The sequence below is a fragment of the Roseisolibacter sp. H3M3-2 genome (genome assembly GCF_029211165.1).
Taxonomy (GTDB): domain Bacteria; phylum Gemmatimonadota; class Gemmatimonadetes; order Gemmatimonadales; family Gemmatimonadaceae; genus Roseisolibacter.
Map to the genome: position 1 here is coordinate 1 of NZ_JARGEK010000393.1, position 4165 is coordinate 4165.

Below are 4165 nucleotides of genomic sequence, written 5' to 3' on the forward strand. Positions count from 1 at the left end.
GGGGCGCGCGGCGGCCGGCGCCTGCGCGCCGAGCGCGCCGGACGCGCAGAGCGCGAGGCCCAGCGCCGCGAGGGCGCGGGTGGAAAGGGACGGCATGAGGGCGTGGTCGGGGGTCAGGAGGCGCGGCGGCGCGCGCGCGGACGCGGGCCGCCGTCCCCGGTGCGGGCGGCGGGGGCCTCCTCGCGCGACGGCCGGCACCGCACCGCGCGCAGGAAGAGGCTCACGTAGAGCACCGGCGCCCGGTCCGCCGGCTGCGGGAACATCTCGGGCATCATGTCGCGCCCCATCGCGTCGCTGAACAGCGCCGCCATGAGCATGGCGCCCCCCGCGAACACGTCGTCGTACCGGGCGAGCGTCGGCCCCGTCACCGGGCGCGGCGCGTCGACGAAGCCGCACTCGACGAGGCGCACCAGGTAGCGGCGCAGCTCGGCGTCGGCGGCGCTCCAGCCGGAGGCGACGCACGGGGCGACCTCCGGCCGCTCCCCCATGTCGCTCATCGCCTGCCGGATGAGCGCGCGCGACGCCCGCAGCTCGGCGAGGTGCGCCGCCGCCCACGCGGTCAGCTCGCGCTCCGGGTCCTGCGGGTCGGCCGGCAGCGCCAGCGGCGCGCTCTGGCTGGTCGCGCGCGCCCGCAGCGCCTCCGCGATGAGCGCCTCCTTCGACCCGAAGGTGCGAAAGAGGGTCACCTCGTTGACGCCCGCCGCCTCGGCGATGCGACGGGTGGTCGCGCCGCGGAAGCCGAGCAGCGCGTAGACGCGGGCCGCCGCATCGAGGATGCGACAGCGGTTCTCACGGGTGTCCATAAGTGGGCGCAACGCTACCACCGCCCGGTCGGGAGTGCAAGTAAGCACTTGCATGGAAACCGAACCGTGACCGAAAGCTCGCACCGCCCGGACGCATCTGGCGTGGGTCGTTCGACCCAGCGAGCTTCGGCGGACCGATGGCGACGTCCGTTCCCCCCCTGCCCGACGCCCCGGGGCCGCGCGCGCGCTACCCGGGCGAGTTCCTGCGCGCGATGGCGCGCGACCCGCTCGCCTTCCTGACCGGGCTGCGCGACCACCACGGCGACGTCGCCCGTTTCCGCATGGCGGGGCGCACGATGGTGCTGCTGTCGCACCCCGACATGGTGCGCGACGTCCTGGTCGCCGAGCAGCGCCGCTACGCCCGCGGCTACCGCTACCGCACGCTCAAGCTCCTGCTCGGCGAGGGGCTGCTGACGAGCGAGGGGGCGTTCCACCTCCGCCAACGCCGCCTCGCCCAGCCGGCGTTCCACCGGGAGCGCGTCGCGGGGTACGCGCGGGCGATGACCGGCGCCGCCGAGCGGTGGGACGCGCGCTGGCGGTCCCGCGCCGGCGCGACGGTCGACGTCGCCGACGAGATGGGGGCGCTCGCGCTGGCGATCGTCGGCGAGACGCTGTTCGGCCACGACGTCACGCGCGAGGCCGACGCGGTGGCGCGCGCGCTCGACGTCGCGCTGCAGTCGGCGACGCCGGCGTTCGCCGCGCTCGGGCGGTGGGCGCAGCACCTCCCGATCCCCGCCGCCAGACGTTTCCGCGCGGCGCGCCGCGACCTCGACGCGGTCATCTACGGCCTGATCCGGGCGCGGCGCGCGGGGAGCGGCGGCGGGGACGACCTGCTCTCGCTCTGCTCTCGCTCCTGCTGGAGGCCACCGACGCCGAGGACGACGGCGCGCGGATGACCGACCGGCAGCTGCGCGACGAGGCGATGACGCTGTTCCTCGCCGGCCACGAGACGACGGCCAACCTGCTGGCGTGGACGTGGTACCTGCTGGCGCGCCACCCCGACGTCGAGCGCGCCCTGCTCGACTCCCTCGCGCCGCTCGGCGGGCGCGCGGCGACGATGGACGACGTGCCGCGGCTCGGCTACGCGCGGCAGGTGCTGGGCGAGGCGCTGCGCCTCTACCCGCCGGCGTACGCGGTCGGGCGCATCGCGCTCGAGGACGTGACGTTCGGCGGCTACCGGGTCCCGGCCGGCGCCGGGGTGCTGCTGTCGCAGTGGGTCACGCACCGCGACCCGCGCTGGTGGCCCGACCCCGACCGCTTCGACCCGTCGCGCTGGGCCCCCGACGCGCCGGCGGCGCGCCCGAAGCTCGCGTACTTCCCGTTCGGCGCGGGGACGCGCGTCTGCATCGGCGAGCAGTTCGCGTGGACCGAGGCGCTGCTGGTGCTGGCGACGCTGGCGCCGCGGTGGCGGCTGGCGCTGGCGCCGGGCACCGACGTCACCCCGCAGCCGATCATCACGCTCCGCCCGCGCGGCGGGATCCCGATGACCCTCCACCCGCGCTGAGCGCCCCTCCCCACCCGTGCACGCCGCCGTCATCACCCGCCCCGGCCCGCCCGACGTCCTGCAGCTCCGCGACGTCCCGATGCCCGCGCCCGGGACCGAGCAGATCCTGGTGCGCGTGCGCGCGTCGGCGCTCAACCGCGCCGACCTGCTGCAGCGCCGCGGCGGCTACCCCGCCCCGCCGGGCTCCCCCGCCGACGTCCCGGGGCTGGAGTACGCCGGCGAGGTCGCCGCGCTCGGCCCGGGGGCGCGCCTCTGGAAGGAAGGGGACCGCGTCTTCGGCCTGACGGGGGGCGGCGGGCACGCCGAGTACCTGGTGGTGCACGAGCGCACCGCGGCGCGCGTCCCCGACGCGCTGTCGTGGGCCGAGGCGGGGGCGGTGCCGGAGGCGTTCATGACCGCGCACGACGCGCTCTGGCAGGCCAACGCCCGCCCCGGCGAGACGGCGCTGGTGCACGCGGTGGCGAGCGGGGTCGGGCTGGCGGCGGTGCAGCTCGCGCGCGCCTTCGGGCTGCGGCCGCTCGGCACCGCGCGCACCGCGTCCAAGCTGGAGGCGGCGCGCGCGCTCGGGATGCACGCCGGCCTCGCGGTGGACCGCGCGACCGCCGACGACCCGACCGGGCTCGGCGAGACGCTGGCCGCCTTCGTCGGGGCGCACGTGGAGGGGCACGGCGGCGCGCGCGGCGGCGCGCACGTCGCGCTCGACCTGGTGGGCGGCGCCTACACGGCGGCGACGCTGCACGCCATGGCGCCGCTCGGCCGCCTGGTGCTGATCGGCCTCGTCGCCGGCGCGACGGCGCCGCTCGACCTCGGCCGGATCCTGCGCGGCCGGCTCACGGTGCGCGGCACGGTGATGCGCGCGCGCCCGCTGGAGGAGCGGATCGCGACCGCGATGCGATTCGGCGACGAGGTCGTCCCGCTGCTGGCGTCGGGGGCGGTGCGCGCGACGCTCGACCGGACGTTCCCGCTGGGCGAGATCGCGGCGGCGCACGAGCTGCTCGAGTCCAACGCCACGGTCGGGAAGGTGGGGATCCTGATCGAGTAGGGCGCTTCCCTTTTGGGGGGCGGGAGTCGTTACTGCGGGAGTCGCAACGGCGGGAGTCGTGACGGCGCGCTGCGCTCCGACGACTCCCGCCGCGAAGGCTCCCGCCGTCACGACTCCCGCAGTCCTCCGCGCGTCCATGCTCCCCCTGCTCTACCTCGTCTTCGTCGTCTCCGGCGCCGCCGGTCTGATGTACGAGTCGATCTGGTCGCGCTACCTCGGGCTGTTTGTCGGCCACGGGGCGTACGCGCAGGTCCTCGTGCTCGTGATCTTCCTCGGCGGGATGTCGCTGGGCGCGCACCTGGTGGGGCGGCGGTCGGAGCGGCTGCGCGACCCGCTGCTGTGGTACGCGGCGGTGGAGCTGGCGGTGGCGGCGATCGGGGTGGTGTTCCACGCCATCTTCCGCGCGGTCACCGACGCGGCGTACGACGGGCTGTTCCCGCGGCTGCCGGCGGGGGGCGTGGTGCTGGTCGCGAAGTGGACGATCGCGGCGCTGCTGATCCTCCCGCAGTCGGTGCTGCTCGGCGCGACCTTCCCGCTGATGAGCGCGGGCGCGATCCGCCGCGCCCCCGCCCGGCCGGGGCGCACGCTGGCGCTGCTCTACTTCGCCAACTCGCTCGGGGCCGCGGGGGGCGTGCTGCTGGCCGGCTTCACGCTGCTCTCGGCGGTCGGGCTCCCCGGGACGCTGCGCGTGGCGGCGGCCTGCAACCTCGCGGTCGCGGCGGTGGCGTGGCTCGTCACGCGCCTCGACCCGACCGACGACGACGCCGTCGACGCCGCGCCGGTGGACGGCGCGCTGGCGCTGGCGCCCGCGCCGGC

Annotated in this window: 5 protein-coding genes; 4 read left to right on the plus strand and 1 reads right to left on the minus strand. The window is 77.1% G+C overall.

Going from position 1 to position 4165, the window contains the following annotated elements; genetic code table 11:
• Positions 1-113: 113 nt before the first annotated feature.
• Complete coding sequence (locus PYV61_RS21730; protein ID WP_275835597.1) at positions 114-803, minus strand: TetR/AcrR family transcriptional regulator; 690 nt, start codon at positions 801-803, stop codon at positions 114-116.
• A gap of 137 nt (positions 804-940) precedes the next feature.
• Here PYV61_RS21730 and PYV61_RS21735 point away from each other — a divergent pair, with 137 nt between their 5' ends.
• The 4 genes from PYV61_RS21735 to PYV61_RS21750 form a co-directional block, all read left to right on the plus strand.
• Positions 941-1699: a cytochrome P450 gene (locus PYV61_RS21735; RefSeq protein ID WP_275835599.1), complete on the plus strand. Its 759-nt coding sequence runs from the start codon at positions 941-943 to the stop codon at positions 1697-1699.
• Positions 1696-2307 carry a cytochrome P450 gene (locus tag PYV61_RS21740; RefSeq protein WP_275835601.1) on the plus strand — a complete coding sequence of 204 codons (612 nt, stop codon included), beginning with the start codon at positions 1696-1698 and terminating at the stop codon, positions 2305-2307. The genes PYV61_RS21735 and PYV61_RS21740 overlap by 4 nt, the downstream gene beginning before the upstream one ends.
• Positions 2308-2323: 16 nt before the next feature.
• Entirely contained in the window at positions 2324-3349 is a 1026-nt protein-coding gene (locus PYV61_RS21745) for an NAD(P)H-quinone oxidoreductase (protein WP_275835602.1), read from the plus strand.
• Between the two features lie 136 nt (positions 3350-3485).
• On the plus strand, positions 3486-4165 hold a 680-nt coding region (locus tag PYV61_RS21750; RefSeq protein WP_275835603.1), incomplete at its 3' end, for a fused MFS/spermidine synthase.

Bases quoted from the DNA above. Each gene is read 5' to 3' on its own strand.
- PYV61_RS21730 (WP_275835597.1), bottom strand. From the start codon at position 803: ATGGACACCCGTGAGAACCGCTGTCGCATCCTCGATGCGGCGGCCCGC.
- PYV61_RS21735 (WP_275835599.1), top strand. From the start codon at position 941: ATGGCGACGTCCGTTCCCCCCCTGCCCGACGCCCCGGGGCCGCGCGCG.
- PYV61_RS21740 (WP_275835601.1), top strand. From the start codon at position 1,696: ATGACCGACCGGCAGCTGCGCGACGAGGCGATGACGCTGTTCCTCGCC.